The sequence below is a fragment of the Anaeromyxobacter diazotrophicus genome, from assembly GCF_013340205.1.
Classification (GTDB): domain Bacteria; phylum Myxococcota; class Myxococcia; order Myxococcales; family Anaeromyxobacteraceae; genus Anaeromyxobacter_A; species Anaeromyxobacter_A diazotrophicus.
Genome location: NZ_BJTG01000002.1, coordinates 547,805 through 567,755, shown reverse-complemented (window position 1 = coordinate 567,755; position 19,951 = coordinate 547,805). Strand labels below are relative to the sequence as shown.

Here is a 19,951-nt window from a genome sequence, read left to right as displayed (position 1 = left end):
GCCTCCCTCGGCGCGCGTGTCTTCGCCCCCCGCGCGTGCTATCTCTCCCCCGCCCCATGCGCATCGGCATCGACGCCACCCTGGTTCGCCCCGACCGGCTGACCGGGATCGAGCGGTACGCGCTCTCCCTCACCACCGCGCTCGCGCGGCAGGCGCCGGGGGAGCTCGTCCTGTTCACGCGGCCGGACGCACCCGAGGCGCTCCGGGCGCTGCCGGTGGAGCAGCACCGCTCGCCCTTCCGCCAGCGCGTCCCCACCGAGCAGGCATGGCTGCCGCTCGCCGCGGCGCGGGCGCGGGTGGACCTCCTCCACACCCTCGCCTTCCCCACCCCGCCCCTCTGGCGCGGGCAGGCGCTCCTCACCGTCCATGACGCCACGCCCTGGCTGCACCCGGACACCTGCTCGGCGGGCATGCGCTACTACTACGGCCCGCTCTTCCGGCAGGCGCTCGGGCGCGCGGCGGGGATCCTCACCGTGAGCGAGGCCTCGCGCGACGACCTCGTCCGCACCCTGGGCGTGCCGCGCGAGCGGGTGCACGTCACCCACAACGGCGTCGACCCGCGCTTCTTCGACGCGCGCGCGCCGGAGGGGCCGCGGTCGCCGTACCTCCTCGCGGTGGGGACGCTCGAGCCGCGCAAGAACGTGCCGGTGCTGCTCGACGCCCTGCGCCTCCTGCGCGCCGAGGGGCGCGACCTGCAGCTCGTCATCGTCGGGCGTCAGGGGTGGGCCGACGCCCTGCCCTGCCGCGAGCTCGCCGCACACGTCCGCCTCACCGGGCCGGTGCCGGATCGCGAGCTGGCGGAGCTCTACGCGGGCGCTACCTGCTTCGTCCTGCCCTCGCTGTACGAGGGCTTCGGGCTGCCGCTGGCCGAGGCGATGGCGGCGGGCGCGCCGGCGGTGGTGAGCGACATCCCGGCGCTGCACGAGCTGGGGGGCGACGCCGCCCTCTACGCGCCCCCCGACGCGCCGCGCGCCTTCGCGGACGCGATCGCCCAGGTCCTCGACCGGCGCGACGAGACCGCGGCCCGGGTCCTGCGCGGGCGGGAGCGGGCGCGGGGCTGCTCCTGGGACGCCTGCGCCGAGGCGACGCTGGCGGTCTACCGCACGCTCACGGCGGCGCGGCCGCGCTGCTGCGCGGGGTAGCCGCCCCGGCCCGGGGCCGTGCCAGCACGTAGCCGGCGCCCACCAGGCCTCCGATCGCGAACGCCGCCTCGCTCGCCCAGATGAGGTCGTGGACGAGCGACAGCACGAACAGGCCGGTGAGGCCCGCCAGCACCGCCGCGGCCGCGGCGCGGCCGAGCGGGTCGGCCTCGCGCCGAAGCCGCAGGAAGGCGCGGAAGAGCAGGAACCACCACGCGGCCACCGCCAGCGCGAACAGCGGGCCTCCCTCGGCCCAGGCCGAGAAGAGCACGTCGTGGCACCGGTCGCGCGTCTGGCCCACCGGGGCGAAGCGCTCGAAGTAGGGGTCGATGCGGACGCCCAGGGCGTTGAAGCCGGTGCCGGTCCACGGGTGCTCGCGCACCAGCTCGCGGCAGACGCGCCAGGTCATGGCGCGGTCGCCGTTCGCGTCCTCCGAGGTCGCGAGCCGCACGAGCCGCGCGCGCAGGCCGGGCGAGGCCGCCCCGGCCACGAGCGAGACGACCACCGCCAGCGGTACCGCCACCCGCGCCACCCGCCTCCCGGCGAGGAGCGCCACCGCCACCGCGACCACCGACAGGGCGCCCCAGGCGGCGCGCGACCCGCCCAGCACCACCGCCGAGCAGGCGGCGAGCGCGGCCACCGCGAAGAGCAGCCGGAGCCTCCGCCCCACCGGCGCGAGCAGCGCGAAGGCCCCCGAGAACGCGGCCACGACCAGCATCGCGTAGGAGAGGCGCGTGTACCACATGAAGAACCCGATGGCCGCGAACCGCCCGGGCGCGTCCGGCGCGGGCACGCGGCGCGCCACGCGGCGCAGCCCGAGCGCGTGGTTCGGGTCGAAGCCGGTGCGCACCTGCACCCAGGCCACGGCCGCCGGCAGGAGCGCCGCCGCGGCCCACAGCGCCAGGAAGGTCAGCGCGCGGCGGCGCGGGGCGGCCGGGTCCTCGCCGTCCGGGCCCGCCTCGAGCGCCAGCACCACCGCCAGCGGCGCCGCGAAGGCCCGCCAGAAGACGAGGTCCAGCGCGTGCAAGGGCGGGAAGCCGGCCAGCCACGGGACGACGATGGCGGCGATCGCGCCGCCGCACAGGATGAGCACCGGGGCGGCGACGAGGCCCGGCCGCCAGACGCGCCGGCCGCAGAGGGCGAGGCCGACGACGGCCCCCACCGCGACGGCGAGGCCGATCTGCATCCCCGCCACCGAGATGGGCAGGAAGACGGCGTGCGCGGCCAGGCCGGCCCAGGCGGCGCCGGCCAGGAAGCGGCGCGCCGGCGCGAGGCGCGCCGGGCCGAGCTGGCCCGCCGGCTCGCGGGCGGTGGCCGGGGCGGGGACGGTGGGATCGGCGGAGCGGCTCGTCATCCCTACCCCCGGTAACGGCAGCGCCAGAAGTCGAAGGTGGTCACGAGCACGCCGCCGCGGCGCACCTCCAGCGGCACGAGCTGCTCGAGCGGCTGGCACAGCTCGTCGCGGCGCAGGCAGTTCCGCCACTCGCGCCGGTCGAGCACGAGGAGCCCCTCGCGGCCCAGCAGCTCGCCGCCGCTCTTCCAATAGTCGTACTGCAGCCCCACCTCGCGCATCGCGTTCTGCGCGTAGGTCTCGGGCCGGCCGGGCAGGTAGTAGGCGAGCTCGCTGGCGGGCTTGTAGCCGCAGCCGAGCACGAAGCTCGGACCGGGCAGGCGCGCCCGCTCCTCCTCGACGCGCGCGGCGAGCTCCTTCCAGCCGGTGACGACGTCGTCCTTGGCCGGGAACGGGAGCGCCGGCACGAACATGGCGAGGTGCAGGTAGGCCGTGCCCGCCGCCGCCACCCCCAGGGCCGCCGCCGCGACCGCCCGCACCGCGCGCGCGCGCCAGCGCTCCAGGGCGAGCGCGCTCCCGGCGAGCAGCGCGGCGGGCCAGGCCGGCGCGGGCCAGTTGCCCTTCACCCACATGAACGGGGAGACGGCCGTGAAGAGCGCCAGCGCCGGGAGCGCGAACAGGGCGCACACCCGGAGGCCCGGCTCGCGCCAGCGGCGCGCCGCGGCGACGAGCGCGGCCAGCAGGGCGAGGAAGAGCACGGGGCTCACGGCGAGCGCCTGCAGCCCGAGGAAGCGCCCGAGCCGGTCCGCGGAGAAGGGCGTCATGGCGGCGCCGCGATCTCCGAACTGGAACCGGAAGCTCGCCCACCCGTGGCGCGCGTTCCACACCACCACCGGCGAGAACAGCGCGGCGGCGACGAGCACCGCCAGGTACGGCCAGGGGCCGCGCAGGAGCCTCCGGCCGCGCGGGTCGGCGAGGAGCACGAGCAGGATCTGCGGCGCGAGGAGCCAGCCCGTGTACTTGCCGAGCGCCGCCCAGCCCACCGCCACCCCCGCGGCGAGGAGCCAGGGGCCGCGCTCCTCGTCGAGGGCGCGGACCGTGAAGTAGAGGGCCGCCACCCAGCCGGAGAGGAGCGGGGCGTCCGGAGTGATGATCGACTGCCCCATCGCGAAGAGCGGGGTGAGGAGCGCGGCGAGGACCGCGAGCAGCGCGGCGCGGCCGCCGAAGAGGCGGCGGCCGGCGAGGAAGAAGAAGAGCGCGAACACCGCGCCGTGGACCGCCGCGGCGAGGCGCACGGCGCGCTCACCGTCGCCGAAGAGCGCGGTGGTGGCGCGGATGGTCCAGGCCGCGAGCGGCGGGTGGTCGAAGTAGGAGAGATCGAGGTGACGGGCGTACTGCCAGTAGTAGGCCTCCTGCGGGGAGAGCGCGACCGCCTTCGCGAGCAGGAGGTGGAGGCCGAGCGAGAGGGCCACGGCCGCGAAGGCGAGCACCTCGGGCGAGCGCCAGGAGCGCGGTGTGGGAGGCGGGTTCAAGGGGGCGCAGTCTAGCAGCAGCGGGTGCGCGGGGGGCCGGACCTGGCGCGACGCGGGGCCTCGTGCGACCCTCCATCGATGCTCAGCGTCCCCCGCCGCGAGGCCCTCGGCGCGCTCGCCTGGCCGGCCGCCCTGGCGGTCCTGGCGGCCTGGGGGCTCGCCCTCGCCGCGCACGGGCGCGGCGCCGACCTCGCCATCTACGTGCGCGCCGCGGCCAGGTTCCTCCGCGGCGAGGCGCTCTACCAGGCGTCCGACGGCGCCTGGGTGTTCAAGTATGCGCCACCCTCGGCGGTGCTCTTCGCGCCGCTCACGCTCCTCCCCGCCCGCGCGGCGGCCGCGGCGTGGAACCTCCTGCTCGTCGCCTCCCTGGCGGCGCTGGCGCCGCTCCTGCGCGCCCTCCTCGCCCCGGCGCCCGGCGAGGCGCGCGCGGCGCTCTCCGGCCCGGCGCTCGCCCTCGCGCTCGTGGCGGTGGGGCAGTCGCTCTTCCTCGAGCTCTTCTATGGGCAGGTGGACCTGCCCATGCTCCTCCTGCTGCTCCTCTCGGCCGCCTGGGCCGGCCGGGGCGCGCACCTCGGCGCGGGCGCCGCCTGGGCGCTCGCGGTGGCGCTGAAGCCGCCGGCGGTCCTCTTCGGCCTCTACCTCCTGCTCGTCCGCCGCCCGCGCGCCGTCGCGGCCGGCGCCGCCTTCGGCCTCGCGCTGTGGCTCCCGGTCCTCGCGCGCTACGGCGGGCCGGGGACGGCCGCGCTCGCCGCCTCGTGGAGCGAGACCGTCACCCGCACCACCCTGCCCTGGGTGCTGGGCGCGAACTCCCAGGGCCTGCCGACGCTGCTCCTGCTGGCGTTCGGCCGCCCGCCGGAGGCGCCGCACCTGGCGCTCGCCCAGGCGGGCGCGCTCGCGCTCACCGCGGCGGCGCTGTGGACGGCGCGCCGCTCCAGGCCGCGCCTCCTCGCCGCCACCTGCTTCGCCGTCGCCTTCACCTCCGCGCTCGCCTGGCGCGCCAACTTCGCGCTCGCGCTCCCCATGGTGGCCCTGGCGCTCACCGACCGGTCGCGGCGGCGGCGGGTGACCTTCGCGCTCGTCGCCGTCGCGGCCGCGGTCGAGCTCGCGGTGGTGGACGGGGTGGTCGGGCGCGCGCGGCTCGACCCGGTGCTGCTGGCGCGGCCCTTCGCGCTCGCCTTCGGCGCGCTCCTCGCGTGGACGCTCGCCTCGGCCCGCCTCGCGCCGGCGAGCGGCGGGGGACGAGCCCCCGCCCTACAGCGTACCGGCGCCGTCGGGGACGGGCGTCAGGCGTAGCGCCGCATCGCCAGCGCGCCGGCCGCCAGCAGGAGCGCATCGGGCGCCCAGGCCGCCGCGGCGGGCGGCAGCCGCCCCGAGGCGCCGAGCGACCAGCACACCCCCTGCAGCGCCCAGAACACGAGCGACACGCCCACCGCCTCGAGCAGCGAGGCGGTGAGGTGGCCCTTGCGCTCGCGGCGCAGCGCCAGCCCCAGCGCCACCAGCGCGGCCGGGAGGCCCGCCAGCGGGTACGACAGGCGGTTCTGCCACTCCAGCTCGAAGTCGTGGGCCGGCAGCCCGAGCGTGCGCCGCAGCGCGGCCTGCTCCCGCAGCACCGCGCGCCGCATCTCGGCCGGGCGGCCGGGGCGCACCGCGAAGGCGCCGGGGGGCTCGTCGAAGCGGTAGGTGCGGCTCGCGAAGGCGGCGGTCTGCACCGCGCCGTCGGCCGCGAAGGAGCGCTCGGCCACCTCGGAGAGGATCCACTCCCCGGCGACCGGCCCGGGCGCCATGCGGGCGGCGTCGATGCGGCGCGCGAGCCGGAAGGCGGGCGTCACCTCCAGGATGGTGACCCGCTCGAAGCCGCCCTCCCCGCCCACGCCGCGCAGGTGGTAGATGCGCCGCCCGTCGCGGCCCCGGAACCAGCGCTTCGGCTCCCGGCTGCGCTGGAAGCCGCCGGCGCGGTGGAAGCGGGTGGCCATGATCTCGTCGGCGCGGGCGGTGGCGTCCACCACCACCGCGTCCGCCATCCACCCCAGGCCCGCCGCCACCAGCGCCGCCACCGCCAGCACCGGCAGCGCCACGCGCCAGGGGCCGAGGCCGAGCGCGCGCAAGGCGGTGTACTCGCGCGTGCGGCGCAGCCCGCTCGCGGTCACCGCGGCGGCGAGCAGCATGGCGGCCGGCGCGGTCTGGTAGGCGACCGCCGCGGCGCGGTTCGCGTACAGCTCGAGCGCGGCCCGCACCCACCCCGGCCCGCTGAACGCGCTCGCGTTCTCGGCGAAGTCCACCACCAGGAACAGCGCCACCACCGCCGCCAGCGAGCCGGCGAAGGCGACGAGCGCGCGGCGCGCCAGGTGCAGGAAGAGCGTCACCGCACCGCCCCGGCCCCGCGGCGCTCCATGAGCAGGAGCGCCGCCGCCCCGGCCAGCGCCAGCACCACGTTCGGCAAGTTCGGGCCGAGCCACACGGTGAGCACCCCGCGCTGGGCGAGCCCCTCGCCCAGGCGCAGCACCGCGTAGTAGGCCACCACCGCCACGAGCGTCGCGGCGTAGCCGAAGGCGCGGCCGCCGCGGCGCGAGCCGGCGATGGGCACCGCCAGCAGCCCGAACACCACGATGGCGAGCGGCCCCGCGATGCGCCGGTGCAGGAACGCCCACCAGCGGCGCGCCTCGCCGGGATCGCGCGCGGCGCGGGCGCGCGCCGCGATCTCCCCCGGCCCGAGCTCGAAGGGCGAGCCGACCAGCCGGTTGCGGTCCGAGAGCGCCGCGCCGATGCCGAGCGTGATGGTGGCGCGCTGGTAGCGGGCCGCCACGTACTCCTCGGCGCGCAGCTCCTCGCGGTGCACCTCGCCGCGGTCGAGGACGAGGCGCAGGTCGTCGCCCTCCCCGGCCGGCTCGAGCCGCCCGCCCTCCGACAGCGCGAGGAGCGGCGCCGCCGGGTCGGTCCGGTCCGAGATGAGGACGTGCTGCCAGCGCCCGCCGCGGGTGGACTCGGCGTAGAGCGTGACGCCGGGCAGGTCCTCGTAGAAGACCCCGGCCCGCACGTCGCTGGTGACGTTCTTGCGGATGAGGTCGTTCACGCGGAGCCGCGCCGCGCGCAGCCCGGCCGGCTCGAGCCCGAGCCCGAGCCAGAGCGCCAGGGCCGCCACCGCCAGGCCCAGGACGAGCGGGACGCGCGCCAGGCGCGCCGGCGACAGCCCGGCCGCGCTCACCGCCACCAGCTCTCGGTCCTCGGCCAGCCGGCCCACGCCCACCACCGCGCCCAGCAGGAACGCGATCGGCAGCACGTAGCCGAGGAAGTGCGGGACGAGGTCGGCCGCCACCCGGAAGAGGTCGAGGGCGGAGACGCCCGCGCCCAGCAAGACGTCCGCCTGCGCCAGGATCTGGGTGGCGAGGAGGATCTGCGTGAGGAAGACCAGGCCCGCCAGGAACGGGAGCAGGATCTCCCGCGCCAGGTAGCGGTCGAGGAGCGACACGCCTACTTCTCGGCGGCGCCGAGCTTCGCCTGCAGCGCGGCGTCCTTCGCCTCCACGTCGCGCGCCATGCGCTCGCGCTGCTCGCGGACCTTGGCGGCGATGGCCGGATCGGCGCAGCCGAGGATGCGGGTGGCGAGCAGGCCGGCGTTGCGCGCGCCTGCCTTGCCCACCGCCAGCGTCCCCACCGGCACGCCGGCCGGCATCTGCAGGGTGGCGAGCAGCGCGTCGAGGCCGCGCAGCTCGGTGGCGGCGAGCGGGACGCCCAGCACCGGCAGCTCGGTCTCGGCGGCCACCACGCCCGCCAGCGCCGCCGCGGCGCCGGCGCCGCAGATGATGACCTGGATGCCGCGCCCGGCGGCCTCGCGCGCGAGCCGGCCGGTCCGCTCCGGGGTCCGGTGCGCCGAGGAGACGTGCACCTCGCAGGCGACGCCCATGTCGTCGAGCGCGCGCTTCGCCTCCGACATGACCTCCCAGTCGGAGTCGGAGCCCATCAGGATCATGACCTTGGCGTTCATGTGTAGGTCCCCCCTTGCAGCCCGATGTCCTTGCGGAAGTGCCCGCCGCGGAGCCGGACCCGCCCCAGGGCGGCGTAGGCCCGCGTCCGCGCAGCGGCGAGGTCGTCGCCCAGGGCGCAGGCGGTGAGCACGCGGCCGCCGGAGCTCACCACGCGCCCGTCCGGCGCGCGGGTGGTGCCGGCCTGGAAGATCTGCACGCCCTCGTCGAAGGGCCCGTCGAGCCCGGCCAGGACGTCGCCCGTCACCGGCCGCGCCGGGTAGCGCTCGGCCGCCAGGACGATCCCCACCGCCGGGCGGGGGTCCACGTCGAGGGTGATGCCGGAGAGGTCGCCCCGCGCGGCGGCGAGCAGCGCCGGCACGAGGTCGCCGCGCAGGCGCATGAGGATGGGCTGCGTCTCCGGGTCGCCCAGGCGGGCGTTGAACTCCAGCACGCGCAGGCCCGCGGGGGTGAACATGAGGCCGGCGTAGAGCGCCCCGCGGAAGGGCCGGCCGCGCTTCGCCAGCTCGCGGATGGCGGGCAGGAGCACGCGCGCCTCCACCTCGCGGGCGACCTCGGCCGTGACCTGCGGCGCGGGAGAGAAGGCGCCCATGCCGCCGGTGTTCGGGCCGGTGTCGCCGTCGCCGACGCGCTTGTGGTCCTGGGCCGAGGGGAGGAGCCGCACCCGTTCGCCGTCGGTGAGCGCGATGACGCTCGCCTCGCGCCCCTCCAGCCGCTCCTCCACCACCACCGTCGCGCCGGCCGCGCCGTGCACGTGCCCCACCAGCATGTCGCGCAGCGCGCGCTCCGCCTCGTCGAGCGACCCCGCCACCACCACGCCCTTGCCGGCGGCGAGGCCGTCGGCCTTCACCACCACCCGGCCCTGCCGCGTGCGCGCGAAGTCGAGCGCCGGCGCGAGCTCGGTGAACGTGCCGTGGGCGGCGGTGGGGATGCCGGCCGCCAGCATGACGTCCTTGGCGAAGGCCTTCGAGCCCTCGATCTCGGCGGCGCCGGCGGTGGGGCCGAAGACCGGGATCCCGGCCGCGGCCAGGCGGTCGGCGAGGCCCCCGACGAGCGGCGCCTCCGGCCCGACCACCACCAGGTCGGCGGCGAGCCGCAGCGCCGCGCCGGCCAGCGCCTCGACGTCGTCGGCGGCGATGGGCAGCAGCTTCGCGACCCGCGCCGCGCCCGGGTTGCCGGGGGCGCACCACAGCTCCTCGACGAGCGGGCTCTGCGCGATCTTCCAGGCGAGGGCGTGCTCGCGCCCACCGGACCCGACGAGGAGGATGCGCATGGCGGTGCTCCTCAGTGGCGGAAGTGGCGCATCCCCGTCGAGACCATGGCGAGCCCCGCGGCGTCCGCGGCGGCCACAACCTCGGGATCGCGCACCGAGCCGCCCGGCTGGATGATGGCGGTGGCGCCGGCGCGGATGATCTCCTCCACGCCGTCCTTGAAGGGGAAGAAGGCGTCCGAGGCGACGGACGAGCCGCGCACCTCGAGGGCCGCCTTCATGACGGCCGTCTTCACCGACTCGACCCGGCTGGTCTGGCCGCCGCCGATGGCGGTGGTTCGGTCGCCCTGCGCGAAGACGATGGCGTTCGACTTCACGTGCTTCACGACCTTCCAGGCGAAGAGGAGGTCGCGCCACTCCTGCTCGGTGGGCGCGCGGCGGGTCATGAGCTGGCACTCGTCGCGGCGGATGCGCCCGAGGTCGCGGTCCATCACGAGCAGCCCGCCCACCACCGAGCGCAGCTCGCGCGCCTCCTCCGGCCGGCGCTTCCAGCTCTCGCGCGGCTCGGCGAGGCGGGGACTCTCGAGGAGCCGCAGGTTCTTCTTCGCGGCCAGCAGCGCGCGCCCCTCGGGCGTGTACGACGGCGCCACCACGCACTCGAGGAAGAGGTCGGTGAGCTCCTTGGCGGCCTCGGCGTCCACCGGGCGGTTGAGCGCCACGATGCCGCCGAAGGCGGACACGGGGTCGCAGGCGCGAGCGCGGGCGAACGCCTCGGCGGGCGTGTCGCCCTTCGCGACGCCGCAGGGCGTGTTGTGCTTGATGACGGCGCAGGCGGTCTCGTCGAACTCCTTGACGCAGGCGAGCGCGGCCTCGAGGTCGAGCAGGTTGTTGTAGCTGAGCTCCTTGCCCTGCAGCACCTCGGCGTAGGCGATGGTGGGCTCGGCGGGCTCGCGGGTGGCGCGGTAGAAGGCGCCGGCCTGGTGCGGGTTCTCGCCGTAGCGGAGGTCCTGTGCCTTCTCGTAGACCACGCCCAGGACGTCGGGGAAGTGGCGCGGCTTGTCGGTCGGCGCGCCGCGCGAGGAGAGGTACTCGGCGATGGCCGCGTCGTAGGCCGCGGTGTGCGCGAACGCCTTGCGCATGAGGTAGAAGCGCGTCGGCTCGCCGACCACGCCGCTCTGCTCGATCTCGCCGGCCACGCGGTCGTAGTCGGCCGGGTCGACCAGCACCGCCACGTGGGCGGCGTTCTTGGCGGCGGCGCGCACCATGCTCGGCCCGCCGATGTCGATCTCCTCCACGCACTCGGCGAACGACTTGCCGGCCGCGACCGCCTCGCGGAACGGGTAGAGGTTCACCACCACGAGGTCGATGGGGAGGATGTCGCGGGCCTTCACGTCCGCCTCGTCGGCGGCGAGCCCGCGGCGGTAGAGGATGCCGCCGTGGATGCGGGGGTGGAGGGTCTTCACGCGGCCGCCGAGGATCTCGGGGGCCTGGGTGAACTCGCCGACCGGCTTCACCTGCAGGCCGGCGTCGGCGAGCGCGCGCTGCGTGCCGCCGGTCGAGAGGAGCTCGACTCCGCGGGCCGCCAGCCGGCGCGCGAAGGGCACGAGCCCCGCCTTGTCGGAGACCGAGAGGATGGCGCGACGAACCATGGAGCACCTCTTGCAGGGGGTGCCCCTTGTAGCGTCCGCGGGGGGGAAGTTCAAGGACGGCCTGAGGGCCGGGGCCTCCCCGCCGGGCCTCGACCGCGCTAGTCCTCGTCTTCCTGGTCGAACACCGTCGCGCGCGGCGCCACCGCCGGCGTGCGCGGCTCGTCCTCGGCGATGGTGCGCAGCTTGAGCAGCCCCCGCGTCTCGACCTGGCGGATGCGCTCGCGGGTGAGGTTCATGATCGTCCCCACCTCCTCGAGGGTGATGCCGCCGCGGTCGGCGACGTCGAGCGCGCAGGTCTCGTCGAGCTCCCAGATCTCCTTGTCGGGGAAGTTGAGCTTGATGGAGCCCGTCTCCGGGTTCACGTCCAGGTAGAGGTGGTGCTTGCAGGAGATGAACATGCACGGGCGCTCGCCCTGCGCGCAGTCGGCGCGCGAGCGCGGCCGCGACTGCTCGATCTCCTGGATGGTGGCCTGCAGCTCCGGGTCCAGCAGCCCCAGCGCGCGCTGCCGGCGCAGGTCGCGCGCGATCTCCTTGCGCGACATCGTCTTCGAGCGGTGCCGGCCAGGCTGACCCTCCTCGCCGGGCGGCAGCTCCCCCTCCACCCCCGCCTCACCCGCGGCCGGCTCCAGCGCCGCCTCGGGCCCCTCGCTCCGCTTCGCCTCGCTCATCCCACGCCTCCCATCCCCTGAACCGCCCGCCCGTGCACCGCCCGCCGCGCCCCGCAGGCGCCGGCGACGTCAACCGCTCACGCCCTCCAGCCCGGCCCGCCGCACCGTCGCGATCCGGCCGCCCACCTTCTCCACGCGCCGCAGCGCGGAGCGCATCTCGCGCTCGGCGCGCGCCAGCTCGCGCTCCACCTCGCGGCGCCGCGGGTGCGCCTGGGCGCGCTGCTCCAGCTCGGAGACGAGCGCGCCCCACCCGCCCTGCACCTCCTCGAGGCGGTGCTTCACCGCGACGAAGCTCTGCCGGACGTCGTCCAGCGTGAGCCCGTCGGCCAGCATCCGCTTGATGAGGTCGATCCGCCGCACCACCGCCACCGGGTAGAGCCCCGTGGAGCCGGTGTGCTTGCCCTTGCGGCCCACCCGGCGGCTCCGCGGCAGGAGCCCCGCCTGGACGTACTTGCGGAAGGTCGCGGCCGACAGCCGCGCGCCGCGGCTCTGGAACAGCTTCACGACCTCCCGGCTGGTCACGCCCCGGACGCGATCGCGCTCGAGGCGATCGAGGTCGGTGGAGGTGAGCAGGAAGGCCATCGTTTGGATTCGCTTGGAAATATTCTACTCAAAAGTTGACACTCAAAATACTCACTCGACCCGACGGATGTCAACGCGCGCCCCGGACGTGGGGCGCGCCGGTCCGTGTGGGTGGAGGTGCGATCCCGGCCTGAGCCGGTCAGGAGGCGGTCGCGGGAGACCCGCTCAGCGCTTCAGGCGCGGCGCCCAGCGCCGGCGCTCGCCGGCGCCGAGCGAGAGCTCCAGCTCGGCGGTCCCGGCCCCGGGGCGCTCGACGCGCAGGGTGTGCTGGCCGGGCAGGAGCTTCAGGTCGCGCCGCACCACGACCTCCTCGGCCGGCCCGCCGTCGACGCTGAGCATGGCCCAGGGGGAGACGTGGACCTCGAGGACGGCGGGGGTGGCGCGGGCGACCTTCGGGCGAGGGGGCGCAGGGGGTGGGGCCTCGGGGCGGCCCGCGGTCGGCGTCGCGGTCGGCGTCGCGGTCGGCGTCGCGGTCGGCGTCGCGGTCGGCGTCGCGGTCGGCATCGCGGTCGCGGTCGCGGTCGGGGTCGGGGTCGCGGTCGCGGTCGACATCGGGGTCGCGGACGGACTCGCGGTCGCGTTCGCGGTCACCGCCTCGGTGGCGGTCGCGTGCGCCGTCGCCCCCCGCGCTCCCCTCCACACCGCCGCGCCCCCCACCGCCGCGACGGCGAGCGCCGCGGCCGTCAGGAGCACGCCCAGGCGCCGCCGCGGGGCGGGCGGGAGCGCGGTCCGCGTGGACAGGTCCTCGAGCGCCACCTGCGCCGGCGGCGCCGCCCGGACGGCGGTCCCGGCGGCCTCGCGCACCAACGTGGGCGCCGCCGGAGCCCGCGCCGCCGGGGTGATCCCCTCCGGCCACAGCCTCCGCATGAGCGCGCGCAGGTCGAGGTCCTCGTGCCCCTCGGCGAGCTCGAGCCGCAGGCCCGCCAGCGCCTCGGCGAAGGCGTCGGCGGACGCGGTGCGTCGGGCGGGATCGCGCTCGAGCGCAGCCAGCGCCACCTCGTCGAGTCGCGGCGGCACCGCCTCGTTCCAGGCCGAGGGCGGGGAGAGCGGCTCGGGCGAGAGGAGCGCCGCCAGCGTGGCGGCGTCGGTGTCGCGCGCGAAGAGCCGGCGCCCCGCGCACAGCTCCCACAGCACCACCCCCAGCGCGAAGACGTCGGCGCGGCCGTCCACCGGCTCGCCCCGCGCCTGCTCCGGCGCCATGTACGCGAGCTTCCCCTTCACCGTGCCGGGCGCGGTCACCTCGGAGGCGCCCAGGGCGCGCGCGATCCCGAAGTCGGTGAGCTTCACCTCGCCCTCGAACGACACCAGGACGTTCTGCGGCGACACGTCGCGGTGCACGAGCCCGGCCGGCGCGCCGCCCTCCTCCAGCCGGTGCGCGTAGGCGAGCGCGCGCGCCACCTCGGCGCAGACGTGAACGGCGCGCGCCAGCCCCAGCCGCGCCCCCTGCTCGCGGCAGCGGTCCACCACCTCGCGCAGCGTGCGCCCGCGCACCAGCTCCATCGCGATGTAGTACCGGCCGTCCACCTGGTCGAAGTCGAAGACCTGGACGATGTTGGCGTGGGAGAGCCGCGAGGCGAGCCGCGCCTCCTGCACGAACATCCGGACGAAGTCGCCCCGCGCGTCGTGGTCGCCGCGGATGAGCTTCAGCGCGACCTCCTTCACGAAGCCCTCCGCCCCCGGGGCCTCCGCGCGCCACACCTCGGCCATCCCGCCGGAGGCGACTGGCTCGACCAGGCGGTATTTACCGAACGTGCGCACGCGCGCCGCATCTTACCGCAGCGCGCGCGCACGCCCAGCAAACCTGTCGCCGGCCCACGCCTGACCACACCGCCGCCCCGGGGGCGGCGGGGCCGTTCACGAGGGGTCGATGGGCTCGAGCTCGAGGATCGGCTCCGGCGCGGCCGGCGCCGGGCGCGCCGTGGCGCGGCGCGGGAGCGGCGGCGGCGTGGGCCGGGGCGGGACGGCGGCCCGCGTCTGCCGGGCGATGGGCGGGATGACCACCGGCCCGTGCTGCTCGAACGAGGCGGCGCGCAGCCGCACGCGCTCGAGCCGCTCCAGCGCCTCCGCCAGCGCCTCGTCGAGCCACTCGTCCGCCGCGAGCCGCTCGCCCTGGCTGATGGGCGCTCCGCGCGTCTTGAGCGCCTGCCACAGGCAGCGGTGGAGCAGCTTGAACTCGCGCGCCAGCTGGGCCGGCGCCGCGCTGGACCGCACCAGCACGGCGCAGCGGGTCCACGCCTCGCGCGAGCGGCGCGCCTCGGCGTCCCCGCCGAGCGCGAGCGCCATCTCCCGCAGGAGCGGCGCCACCGCGAACGCGAGCGCCGGCTCGCGGACCGCGAGCTCGCGCTCGACGGCCTGCCGCCAGGTGGTGCCGATCTCCGTCCGGTGCTCCTCGAGCAGCAGCCCCATGCCAGTCGCGCTCACGCACTGCCTCCTTCGGGAGTCGAGCTCGGAACCGGCCGAACCCTGGACCGGAATCGAGCAAGGAATCTGCCAACGCGAAGGCGCGGGTTCCACGGCCCTCCGGGGAAAACCGTTTCCCACCCGAGGCGGCGCCTGGGCTCACCGCGTCGCCGCGCGCGCCCTGCCTCCGGCCAGGCATCCGCCAAAGCGCGTCCGCCCATCGGCGGGCGCGCCCCTCTGGCCAGCTCCTTGCTGCGAGGCCACCCCATGTCCCCCTGGCCGCTCCCCCTGAACTACCTGGCGGCGCGCGTGCCGCCCGGGCGCCTCCTCGCGGGAGCCACGCGCCGCGCCTGGCGCAGCGTGCGCGCGCGGGCGGAACCCGCGTCCCCTCCGGCGCGGGAGCTCCTCGACGGGATCGGCTGCGCCTCGGCCGCGGAGCTGTCCCGCCGGCTCGGGAGCCCCGGCCGAGCGCTCGTCGCGTACGACCGGTTCGGGCTGGCGGAGGCGCTGGCGCGGCGCTTCCCGGCGGAGCGGGAGCGCGCCGTCGCGCGCGCGGAGGAGGCGCTCTCGGGCCGGTGGACCATCTTCGGGCGCGAGGTCGAGGTCTCGCGCGACGGCGGAGGGACCGACTGGAACCTCGACCCGCTGACCCGGCTCCGCTTCCCGCCCTCCCCGGTCCGCGGCACGCTCTCGCCGAGCGTGCAGGGGGCCGACCCCAAGGCCGCCTGGGCGGTAGGGCGCGGCGAGCAGTGGGTGGCGCTCGGCTGCGCCGGCGTGGCCGCCCCGGAACGTGCCGCCCGCTACGCCGAGGCCTTCACCGCGTCCCTGCGCGACTTCGCGGCCGAGAACCCGCTGGGCGCGGGGGTGCAGTGGGCCTCCCCGATGGAGGCCGCGCTGCGCCTCGTGTGCGCCGGCCAGGCGCACGCGCTCCTCTCAGGTCAGCCCGCCCTGGCGGACCCCCCTCACGCGCTCGCCCTGGCGCAGCTCGCGGTGGGGACGGCGCGCCTCCTCCTCGCGCGGCGGGAGGACGCCGGCGCTATCCCGAACAATCACCTCGTGGCCGACCTGGTGGGGTTGCTCGCCGCCGCGGCGCTCCTCCCCGAGTGGCCGGAGGCCCCCCGCTGGCGCGCCGCCGGCGCGGCGGGGCTCCGCCGCGAGATCCTCGCCCAGACCCACGCCGACGGGACGAGCTTCGAGGGCTCCGTCCCCTACCACCGCCTGGCGCTCGAGCTCTTCACGGCGGGGGCGCTCCTGGCGCGGCGCGCCCGCGCGCGGCTCGGCGAGGCCTACGCCCGGCGGCTGGCGGCGATGTACGCCGCCGCGCGCGCGCTCCTCTTCCAGGGCGGCGCGCTCCCGCAGCTCGGCGACCACGACTCGGGCCGGGTCCTCGCCTTCCGCGCCAGGCCCGCGCTCGACGCGGGCTACCTCCTCCCCCTCGGCGCGGCGGTGACCGGGGACGCGGCGCTGCGACTCCGCCCCGGGGTCGAGGACGCCGAGGAGGCGCTCTGGACCTGCGGCCCGGCGGCGCTCGAGCGGCTGGCGGCGGCGCCGCCCGGCCCGCCGCCGCGCTCGGCCAGCTTCCCCGAAGGCGGGTTCCACCTGCTGCGGCGCGGCGGGGCCGAGGTGGCCCTGTCGTGCGGCCGCAACGGGCAGGCGGGCGTGGGCGGCCACTCGCACAACGACAAGCTCGCGTTCGAGCTGCGCCTCGGGGGGGAGCTCGTGGTGTGCGACCCAGGCTCGCCCTGCTACACGGCGGACCCCGCGCTGCGCGACGCGTTCCGCGCCACCCGGGCGCACGCCACGGTGGCGCTGGACGGCGCCGAGCAGGCGCCCATCCCGCGGGGGCGGCCCTTCGCGCTCCCGGACGCCGCCCGCGCCGTCCGGCTCGCCTTCGCCTCGGGCGCGGAGGGCGAGCGCTTCGCGGGCGAGCACCAGGGGTACGCGCGCCTCGGCGTGGTCCACCGGCGCGAGCTCCTCCTCGCCGACGGCGGGCTCCTCGTGCTGGACCGGCTCCTCGGGGCGGGCGCGCACGAGGTGGAGCTGCGCTGGCCCTTCCCGGACGAGGAGGCGCGGCTCAGGCCGCTCACCGCCGGGGAGCGGCTGGGCGTGTGGGCGATCCCGGGGACGCGGCTCCAGCCGTTCGACCTCGAGCGCGCGGTCGAGGTCGGCCCCGCCGCGTCGCCGCGCGCGGTGCTGGTCGTGGCGGGGTCCGGCCCGCTCGCGGCGCGCCTCGCGCCCGCCGGCTACGCGCCGGGCTACGGCGAGCTGCGCCCCTCGCGGACGGCCGTCTTCACCGGGCGGCTCGCCTGCCCCGCGACGCTCTGCACGGTGGTGCTCTCGCCCGGCGCGGGCGCGCCCTGAAGGTGGCGCGGGCGAGCGGCGCGCGCGGCCGCGCGGCACGGCGGGGCGCGCCGGCGCGTGCTAAAGGAAGGGCCTTCCATGACCCTCGCCCCACTCCTCGCGCTCGCCCTCCACGCCGCCGCGCCCGACCCGCGCCTCGCGCTGCTCGCCGCCATGGAGCAGGAGGGCGCCCGCTCCATGCAGCGCCTGCGCATCGCCGGCTACGAGGCGCCCTTCTTCCTCTCCTACCAGCTGAAGGACCTGCGCCACGAGGAGGTGGGCGGCCGCTTCGGGGCGGTGGTGGACGACCTCACCCGCCACGACCGGCGCGTCCACGCCGACGTGCGGGTGGGCAGCTACGATCTCGACTCCTCCTCCCGCGACGACGTCTCCATGTTCCTCGGGCCGGAGGGGCAGACCTGGTCGGCCCCGCGCGACGCGCCGCTCGACGACGACCCGCAGGCGCTGCGGAACGCGCTCTGGCTCGTCACCGACGAGAAGTACAAGGAGGCGCTCTCGAGCTACTTCAAGAAGAAGTCGAAGGGCGTCTACCGCGCCGACGACCCCGACCGCGCGCCGTCGCTCACCCGCGAGCCGCCGCAGCGCCACGTGGACCCGGTGCGCCCGTTCGACTTCGACCGCGCGCGCTGGCGCGCCGAGGTGCGCCGGCTCAGCGGGCTCTTCCGGGGCCACCCGGACGTCTTCGACGCCTCGGTCAAGGTGACGGGCGAGAAGCAGGTGCGGTGGTTCACCTCCAGCGAGGGGAGCGCGCTCGTCACCGAGGAGACCGTCTACGCCGTGCACGTGCAGGCGGTGGCGCGCGCGGTGGACGGGCAGCTGCTCGAGAACAGCCGCGACTTCTACGCCCGCGCCGAGGCCGCGCTGCCGCCGCCGGACCGGCTCGAGCGCGAGGTGCGCGCGCTCGTGCTGGAGCTCGAGGCGCTCCGCACCGCGCCGGTGGTCGACCCCTACACCGGGCCCGCCATCCTGGCGCCGGAGGCGACGGGGGTGCTCTTCCACGAGGCGGTGGGGCACCGGCTCGAGGGCGAGCGCCAGGACGACGACAAGGAGGGGCAGACCTTCAAGGGCCAGGTGGGGAAGGCCATCCTGCCGGCGTTCCTCTCCGTGCTCGACGACCCGACCCAGCAGGCCGAGGGCGAGGTCGCGCTCAACGGTGCGTACGCCTACGACGACCAGGGCGTGCCGGCGCAGCGGACGGTGCTGGTCGAGGACGGCGTGCTGCGCACCTTCCTCCTCTCGCGCCGGCCGGTGAAGCCCTTCACCCGCTCGAACGGCCACGGCCGCAGCCAGGGCGCGATGCCGCCCATCGCGCGCATGGGGAACCTCGTCCTGCGCTCGAAGAAGCAGGTCCCCATGACCGAGCTGAAGCGGCTGCTGCTGGAGGAGGCGCGGCGCCAGGGGAAGCCCTACGCGCTCGTCATCCAGGACATCACCGGCGGGAACACGAACACCATGTCCTACGGGTACCAGGCCTTCAAGGGCACGCCGCGGCTCGTCTACCGGGTGGACGTCGCCACCGGGAAGCAGGAGCTGGTGCGCGGGGTGGAGCTCGTCGGCACGCCGCTCTCGAGCGTGAGCCGCGTGCTCGCCACCGGCGACGAGGTGCGCGCCTTCAACGGCTACTGCGGCGCGGAGAGCGGGTACGTGCCCGTCTCCACGGTCGCGCCGGCGGCGCTGGTGAGCGAGATCGAGCTGCAGCGCGTGGCGCGCGCCAACGAGCGCAGCCCCATCCTGCCGGCGCCGTGGAGCGAGCGCCCCACCGCCAGCGCGGAGGCGCGATGACCGCCGCCCCGCGCCCCCTCCCCTTCCCGCTGCCGCCCGTCGAGGAGGTGCTCTCGCGGACGCGCGCCGAGGCGCTGTCCGCGCTGCGGGCGGCCGGCTGGCGGCCGTGGGCCGTGCCCATCGGCCTCGACGCCGAGGGCCGCCGCGTCCTCAACGTCGACCTGAGCGAGCCCGACGTGTCGTGGGGCGAGGAGGGCGAGGTGGTGGCGGTGGCGCACCTCGAGGCGGACCGCGCCGGGAAGGTGATGCTGCTCGAGGTGACGGCGGCCGTGCCGGTGCCCGCGGAGCAGGTCGCGGCGGCGCTCCTCGGCGAGCCCGGCCCGGCGCGGCTGGGCGGCAACGCCGAGGCGCGCGAGTGGGTGTGGGGGCCGGAGACGGGCGGCGGCGGCGCGGTGGCGGGCGAGCCGGTGCGCCTGTGGATCTGCGCCGAGCGCGCCTACGGCGACCGGCTGTGGGCGGTGGCGAGCGTGGTGCGGCGGTAGACCGCCTGCCTCACCGCCCAGCCCAGTCCTGCCACGCGACGTAGCGCCGGAACTCGCCCTCGAACTCCGCCGGGGTGAGGCCGATGGCGCGCCGGAAGGCGCCGGGGAAAGCGTGGCCCTCGCGCATCCCCGCCAGCACCTGCCGGACGCGGTCCGCGCCGTACCGGTCGAGCAGGAACTGGAAGGCGAGGTGCGCGGCTCCGTACACGAGCTCGGGCTGCGCCTGGTAGAGGGGCTCCGGGTCGGCGATGGGATCGCCCGCCGCGCCGGCCCTCGCGCCGCCGGCGCTCCCCGCCACCCCGTCGGCGGCGCCCCCGGACGGCCGCGCCCAGAACGCGCGCAGCTCCGCGGGCCGCGTCCGCTTGTAGCCCTGGCCGGCGGTCACGCTCGCCATGCCCTCGCGGAACCAGAGCGGGATCTCGAGCCATGGCCAGGACCAGGCGCTGCCCGCCTGCTGGTACATCGCGCAGTGGGTGAGCTCGTGCGCGAGCAGCTCCTCGAGCTCGGCGGCCGCGGGCGGGAAGAAGCGGTTCCAGGTGCGCGGCGACTGCAGCTCGATGGCGTCGTAGCGCGCCCAGGCGCGCAGCCAGGGGTAGCCCGGCCGGTGGACGGCGGCCTCGAGCGCCGCGTGGCTGGGCTGCAGCACGATCGTGACCGGCGCGCGCAGGGGGCCCCACTGCTCGGCGCGCGGGACCGCCCACGCCAGCGCGGCGGCGACGCGGCGGGCCTCCCGCTCGTCCTGCGGCCCGTACTCGAGACGGACGGTGGCGCCCCCCACCGCGACCGCCTCCACCCGCGCCGGCGGCGCCTCGCGGACGCGGGGCGCGCACGCGGCGAGCGCGCACAGCAGGGCCGCCGCGGCGCGCGGGCACATGC

At 77.1% G+C, this 19,951-nt stretch carries 17 protein-coding genes; 5 read left to right on the top strand and 12 right to left on the bottom strand.

What is annotated here, in order from left to right; genetic code table 11:
* Positions 1–56: 56 nt before the first annotated feature.
* Positions 57–1,142, top strand: a complete 1,086-nt coding sequence (locus HWY08_RS05615; RefSeq protein WP_176063774.1) for a glycosyltransferase family 4 protein — start codon at positions 57–59, stop codon at positions 1,140–1,142.
* On the opposite strand, the gene HWY08_RS05610 is transcribed toward HWY08_RS05615, so the two are convergent.
* Both HWY08_RS05610 and HWY08_RS05605 read right to left on the bottom strand, forming a co-directional pair.
* The gene (locus tag HWY08_RS05610) at positions 1,108–2,493 is read right to left on the bottom strand and encodes an O-antigen ligase family protein (RefSeq protein WP_235969468.1); all 1,386 of its coding nucleotides are present in this window, start codon (positions 2,491–2,493) and stop codon (positions 1,108–1,110) included. The genes HWY08_RS05615 and HWY08_RS05610 overlap by 35 nt on opposite strands.
* Before the next feature lie 2 nt (positions 2,494–2,495).
* A complete protein-coding gene (locus HWY08_RS05605) occupies positions 2,496–3,962 on the bottom strand; it encodes a glycosyltransferase family 39 protein (protein WP_235969467.1) in 1,467 nt (488 codons plus the stop codon).
* 78 nt (positions 3,963–4,040) lie between these two features.
* On the opposite strand from HWY08_RS05605, the gene HWY08_RS05600 reads away from it, so the two are divergent.
* Positions 4,041–5,255, top strand: coding sequence for a glycosyltransferase 87 family protein (locus tag HWY08_RS05600; RefSeq protein ID WP_176063771.1), 1,215 nt, complete (start codon positions 4,041–4,043; stop codon positions 5,253–5,255).
* Here HWY08_RS05600 and HWY08_RS05595 read toward each other — a convergent pair.
* The 9 genes from HWY08_RS05595 to HWY08_RS05555 all read right to left on the bottom strand — a co-directional run bounded on the left by HWY08_RS05595 (position 5,246) and on the right by HWY08_RS05555 (position 14,471).
* Positions 5,246–6,325: an LptF/LptG family permease gene (locus tag HWY08_RS05595; protein WP_176063769.1), complete on the bottom strand. Its 1,080-nt coding sequence runs from the start codon at positions 6,323–6,325 to the stop codon at positions 5,246–5,248. The genes HWY08_RS05600 and HWY08_RS05595 overlap by 10 nt on opposite strands.
* Complete coding sequence (locus tag HWY08_RS05590) at positions 6,322–7,428, bottom strand: LptF/LptG family permease (protein ID WP_176063767.1); 1,107 nt, start codon at positions 7,426–7,428, stop codon at positions 6,322–6,324. The genes HWY08_RS05595 and HWY08_RS05590 overlap by 4 nt, the downstream gene beginning before the upstream one ends.
* 2 nt (positions 7,429–7,430) lie before the next feature.
* Positions 7,431–7,943 carry a 5-(carboxyamino)imidazole ribonucleotide mutase gene (gene purE / locus HWY08_RS05585; protein ID WP_176063765.1) on the bottom strand — a complete coding sequence of 171 codons (513 nt, stop codon included), beginning with the start codon at positions 7,941–7,943 and terminating at the stop codon, positions 7,431–7,433.
* Positions 7,940–9,214, bottom strand: a complete 1,275-nt coding sequence (purD, locus tag HWY08_RS05580; protein ID WP_176063763.1) for a phosphoribosylamine--glycine ligase — start codon at positions 9,212–9,214, stop codon at positions 7,940–7,942. The genes purE and purD overlap by 4 nt, the downstream gene beginning before the upstream one ends.
* Before the next feature lie 11 nt (positions 9,215–9,225).
* Positions 9,226–10,800 (bottom strand): bifunctional phosphoribosylaminoimidazolecarboxamide formyltransferase/IMP cyclohydrolase, encoded by a 1,575-nt coding sequence (purH, locus tag HWY08_RS05575; protein ID WP_176063760.1) that lies wholly within the window; start codon positions 10,798–10,800, stop codon positions 9,226–9,228.
* A 98-nt stretch (positions 10,801–10,898) separates the two neighbouring features.
* Positions 10,899–11,468 (bottom strand): sigma factor-like helix-turn-helix DNA-binding protein, encoded by a 570-nt coding sequence (locus HWY08_RS05570; RefSeq protein WP_176063758.1) that lies wholly within the window; start codon positions 11,466–11,468, stop codon positions 10,899–10,901.
* Positions 11,469–11,537: 69 nt separating this feature from the next.
* Entirely contained in the window at positions 11,538–12,050 is a 513-nt protein-coding gene (locus tag HWY08_RS05565) for a MerR family transcriptional regulator (protein WP_176063756.1), read from the bottom strand.
* Positions 12,051–12,215: 165 nt separating this feature from the next.
* On the bottom strand, positions 12,216–13,808 hold the full coding sequence (locus HWY08_RS05560; RefSeq protein ID WP_176063754.1) for a serine/threonine-protein kinase: 1,593 nt from the start codon (positions 13,806–13,808) through the stop codon (positions 12,216–12,218).
* A gap of 96 nt (positions 13,809–13,904) precedes the next feature.
* The gene (locus HWY08_RS05555; protein ID WP_176063753.1) at positions 13,905–14,471 is read right to left on the bottom strand and encodes a hypothetical protein; all 567 of its coding nucleotides are present in this window, start codon (positions 14,469–14,471) and stop codon (positions 13,905–13,907) included.
* A gap of 246 nt (positions 14,472–14,717) precedes the next feature.
* On the opposite strand from HWY08_RS05555, the gene HWY08_RS05550 reads away from it, so the two are divergent.
* The 3 genes from HWY08_RS05550 (at position 14,718) to HWY08_RS05540 (ending at position 19,075) form a co-directional block, all read left to right on the top strand.
* Entirely contained in the window at positions 14,718–16,811 is a 2,094-nt protein-coding gene (locus HWY08_RS05550; protein ID WP_176063751.1) for a heparinase II/III family protein, read from the top strand.
* Between the two features lie 78 nt (positions 16,812–16,889).
* On the top strand, positions 16,890–18,593 hold the full coding sequence (locus HWY08_RS05545; RefSeq protein WP_176063749.1) for a TldD/PmbA family protein: 1,704 nt from the start codon (positions 16,890–16,892) through the stop codon (positions 18,591–18,593).
* Positions 18,590–19,075, top strand: a complete 486-nt coding sequence (locus HWY08_RS05540) for a hypothetical protein (RefSeq protein ID WP_176063746.1) — start codon at positions 18,590–18,592, stop codon at positions 19,073–19,075. Before HWY08_RS05545 ends, HWY08_RS05540 begins: the two co-directional genes overlap by 4 nt.
* A 10-nt stretch (positions 19,076–19,085) precedes the next feature.
* Here the strand turns inward: HWY08_RS05540 and HWY08_RS05535 are convergent, their stop codons facing one another.
* Positions 19,086–19,949, bottom strand: coding sequence for a hypothetical protein (locus HWY08_RS05535; RefSeq protein ID WP_176063744.1), 864 nt, complete (start codon positions 19,947–19,949; stop codon positions 19,086–19,088).
* Positions 19,950–19,951 lie beyond the last annotated feature (2 nt).

Excerpts from the sequence above, each read along its gene's own strand:
- HWY08_RS05615 (WP_176063774.1), top strand. The coding sequence starts at position 57 with ATGCGCATCGGCATCGACGCCACCCTGGTTCGCCCCGACCGGCTGACC.
- HWY08_RS05610 (WP_235969468.1), bottom strand. The coding sequence starts at position 2,493 with ATGACGAGCCGCTCCGCCGATCCCACCGTCCCCGCCCCGGCCACCGCC.
- HWY08_RS05600 (WP_176063771.1), top strand. The coding sequence starts at position 4,041 with ATGCTCAGCGTCCCCCGCCGCGAGGCCCTCGGCGCGCTCGCCTGGCCG.
- purE (WP_176063765.1), bottom strand. The coding sequence starts at position 7,943 with ATGAACGCCAAGGTCATGATCCTGATGGGCTCCGACTCCGACTGGGAG.
- purD (WP_176063763.1), bottom strand. The coding sequence starts at position 9,214 with ATGCGCATCCTCCTCGTCGGGTCCGGTGGGCGCGAGCACGCCCTCGCC.
- purH (WP_176063760.1), bottom strand. The coding sequence starts at position 10,800 with ATGGTTCGTCGCGCCATCCTCTCGGTCTCCGACAAGGCGGGGCTCGTG.
- HWY08_RS05570 (WP_176063758.1), bottom strand. The coding sequence starts at position 11,468 with ATGAGCGAGGCGAAGCGGAGCGAGGGGCCCGAGGCGGCGCTGGAGCCG.
- HWY08_RS05565 (WP_176063756.1), bottom strand. The coding sequence starts at position 12,050 with ATGGCCTTCCTGCTCACCTCCACCGACCTCGATCGCCTCGAGCGCGAT.
- HWY08_RS05550 (WP_176063751.1), top strand. The coding sequence starts at position 14,718 with ATGTCCCCCTGGCCGCTCCCCCTGAACTACCTGGCGGCGCGCGTGCCG.
- HWY08_RS05545 (WP_176063749.1), top strand. The coding sequence starts at position 16,890 with ATGACCCTCGCCCCACTCCTCGCGCTCGCCCTCCACGCCGCCGCGCCC.
- HWY08_RS05540 (WP_176063746.1), top strand. The coding sequence starts at position 18,590 with ATGACCGCCGCCCCGCGCCCCCTCCCCTTCCCGCTGCCGCCCGTCGAG.
- HWY08_RS05535 (WP_176063744.1), bottom strand. The coding sequence starts at position 19,949 with ATGTGCCCGCGCGCCGCGGCGGCCCTGCTGTGCGCGCTCGCCGCGTGC.